General features: G+C 72.0%; 4 protein-coding genes. All 4 read right to left on the minus strand.

Features of this window, described 5'->3' with window-relative positions; all coding sequences use genetic code 11:
• On the minus strand, positions 1-285 hold a 285-nt coding region (locus VF536_RS15885; protein WP_331615836.1), incomplete at its 3' end, for a hypothetical protein.
• A 10-nt stretch (positions 286-295) separates the two neighbouring features.
• A complete protein-coding gene (locus tag VF536_RS15890; RefSeq protein WP_331615837.1) occupies positions 296-1,069 on the minus strand; it encodes a flagellar hook-basal body complex protein in 774 nt (257 codons plus the stop codon).
• A gap of 22 nt (positions 1,070-1,091) precedes the next feature.
• Entirely contained in the window at positions 1,092-1,829 is a 738-nt protein-coding gene (locus tag VF536_RS15895; RefSeq protein ID WP_331615838.1) for a flagellar hook-basal body protein, read from the minus strand.
• A 40-nt stretch (positions 1,830-1,869) separates the two neighbouring features.
• Positions 1,870-2,925, minus strand: a 1,056-nt coding sequence (locus tag VF536_RS15900; protein WP_331615839.1) for an FHIPEP family type III secretion protein, incomplete at its 5' end; no start/stop codon positions are given.

A 2,925-nucleotide genomic window follows, 5' to 3' on the forward strand; every position in this document is an offset into this window, starting at 1 on the left:
GGACGCCCACTCGCCACCGACCGGTGTCACCAGCAGATCGTTGACGGCCACCGTCGTCGAGGCCGGATCCAACCGGGCCTCGTCGCGCAGGCGCAGCGTGCGGGCCGGCTCGGCAGAAGCCGGAGCCGTGGTCGCGCACACGCCCACTGCGATCACGAAGCTCGCAGCGATGGCGCGCAACGCGACACCACGCCGAGCGGACGAGCCGCTGGCGTCGCGCGTCGACAGCGACGCCAACGTGAGCGTCGCCTGGCGCATCGACTGGAAAGCCGCGTTGAGCGTCATCGCCGTGCCGTCACTTGCGCAGGTTGTTCACCATCGCCAGCATCTCGTCGGAGGCCTGCAGCACCTTGGCGTTGGCCTCATAGGCGCGCTGGGCCAGCATCAGGCCGACGACCTCGTCGCCGAGCTTCACGTTGGACGCTTCCTGGAAACCCTGGCGGAACACGCCGAAGCCCTGCTCCGCGGCGCGGCCGGAGATCGGCTCGCCGCTGCGAGCGGTGGCGCGGTACAGGCGGTCGCCGAGCGCTTCCAGGCCGTCCTCGTCGTTGAAGCGCACCAGCGCCATCTGGCCGACGACCTGGTCGCGGCCCTGCACATCGCGCGCGGCCACGGTGCCGTCGCTGGCGACGACGAAGTCCTTCGCGCCGGCCGGCAGCACCAGCGCGGACTTGAGCGGATAACCCTCGGCGGTGGTGATCTGGCCGTCGGTCCCGACGCGCAGGTGGCCGCCGCGGCTGAAGGCCGTGCCGCCGTCGGGCAGCAGGACCTCGAGGTAGCCCGCGCCGGCGATCATGAGGTCGGCCGGATCGTCGCTGCGGCGCACGTCGCCGGCGTCCATCACCAGCGACACGCCGTTCACCGACACGCCCAGTCCGCGCGAGGCGGCGGTGGCCACGGTGTCGCTGCCCGCCTGGGGCTCCGCGCCGCGGCTCACCAGGTCGACGAAGCTGACCTTGGACCGCTTGAATCCGGGCGTGGCCATGTTGGCCATGTTGTTGGAAATCGTCTCGACCTGGCGCTGCTGCGCCTGCATGCCGGTGGCGGCGATCTGCAAGGCTTCGATCATGGGTGTCTCTCCTGGAATCCGTTCACAGGTCGGCGAGCTTGCGCACCGCCAGACCCATCATGTCGTCGTACATCTGCGTGGCGCGGGTCATCGACTCGAAGTGCCGCACGGCGCCCATCAGCTGGACCATTTCCTGCGCGGTGTCGACGTTGGAGCCCTCGACGAAACCCTGGCGCACGCCGGCGGCGCCTTCGGCCACGGCGGAGAGGCGGCCCTCGGTGACGAACAGCCCGCCGCCCAGCGCCTGCATGCGCGTGCCGGCGTCGGGCACCAGCACGCGCAGCTGGCCGACCACGCGATCCTCCTGGCGCACCGTGCCGTCGGCGGCGACATCGACAGCGCCGGGCGCCAGCGTCAGCGCGCCGTTGGTGCCCATGAGGGCGTTGCCGGCGGCGTCCACCAGCTCGCCGCGATCGTCGATGCGGAAGCTGGCCTGCCGCGTGTAGGCCGGGCCTTGCGGGGTGCGGACCTCGTAGAAGCCGGGGCCCGACAGCGCGAGGTCGAGCGCGCGGCCGGTGCGGCTCATCGGGCCGGGCTTGAGGTCGCGGCGCGCGTCGACGGTGACCTCGTCCGTGACCGGCGCGGCCATGCCGTCGGTCACCTGCTGGCCGAACGGCACCGCGGCCGCTTCCAGCTGCTCCACGACCAGCTCGCGCTTGTAGCCGGGCGTCAGCATGTTGGCCATGTTGGCGCTGACGCGCTCCAGGCGGTAGGCGTCGCGCTGCATCGCGGACAGGGTGGTGAGCATCAGGTCGTTCATCGGGACAGTCCTGGAAGCAGACGGGTCGTTATCAGCGCGGTCATGCGGTGGCCGCCGGCGGCGCGCCGACCACGGCGAAGGATTTCAATTCGATGGTGCTGGGCACCTCGGCCATCGACAGCACGCGCAGATGCGGCAGCACGCGTTCGGTCATCAGGCGCAGCTGGCGGCGCAGGTCCGGCGCGCACAGCAGCACCGGCAGCGTGTTGCTCTTCATCATCCGTTCGGCGGCGGTGGCCAGGCGGCCCAGCAGCCGCTCGGTCAGGGCCGGATCGAGCGCCGGCGGCGCGCCGTCGCTGCCGCGCAGCGCGCCCAGCAACTGCCCTTCCACCAGCGGGTCCAGCGTCAGCACCTGCAACGCCGTACCGTCGCCGACGAGGCCCTGGCAGATGGCCGCGCCCAGGCGCTGGCGCACGCGCTCGCACAGCGTGCCGGTGTCCTTGCCCAGGCGCGCGGCGTCGGACAGGGCCTCGAGGATGGCCTTGAGGTTGCGGATGCTGACCTTCTCGCGCAGCAGCGCCTGCAGCACGCGCTGGATGTCGCTGACGGACAGCAGCGTCGGCACGAGTTCCTCGACCAGCGTCGGCTGGGTCTGGCGCACGCGCTGCAGCAGGCGTTCGGTCTCGGCGCGCGTGAGCAGCGTCGAGGACTCGCGGCGCAGCACCTCGGTGACGTGAGTCAGCAGCACGGTCTCGGCGTCGACCAGCGTGTAGCGCGCGGCCTGCGCGGTCTCGCGGTGCTGCGGCGCGATCCAGACGGCGGGCAGGCCGTAGCTGGGATCGCGCGTCACCTCGCCGGGCACGCCGCGGGTGTCGCCGGTCGGGTGGATGGCGAGCCAGCGGTCGGCATGCGCCTCGCCGCGGCCGACCATCACGCCGTCGACGTGGATCTCGTAATGCTCGGGACCGCGGCGGCAGGTGTCGCGCACGGCGATGGTCGGCAGGATCAGGCCGAACTCCTGCGCGTGCAGGCGGCGGAAGGTCTCCAGCCGTTCCTGGAACGGCGCGCCGGCCTTGCCCGCGAGCGTCGACCAGCGGCTGCCCACGCGCAGCTCCACCGGCTCGAAGGCCAGCGACGCGTAGGGATCGCCCGTCCT

Origin of the sequence: Roseateles sp., assembly GCF_036486225.1 — a bacterium.
Classification (GTDB): Bacteria; Pseudomonadota; Gammaproteobacteria; order Burkholderiales; family Burkholderiaceae_C; genus Roseateles.

What these genes read in the sequence shown, in the direction of transcription:
- VF536_RS15890 (WP_331615837.1), bottom strand. Translation starts at nt 1,069, where the DNA reads ATGATCGAAGCCTTGCAGATCGCCGCCACCGGCATGCAGGCGCAGCAG.
- VF536_RS15895 (WP_331615838.1), bottom strand. Translation starts at nt 1,829, where the DNA reads ATGAACGACCTGATGCTCACCACCCTGTCCGCGATGCAGCGCGACGCC.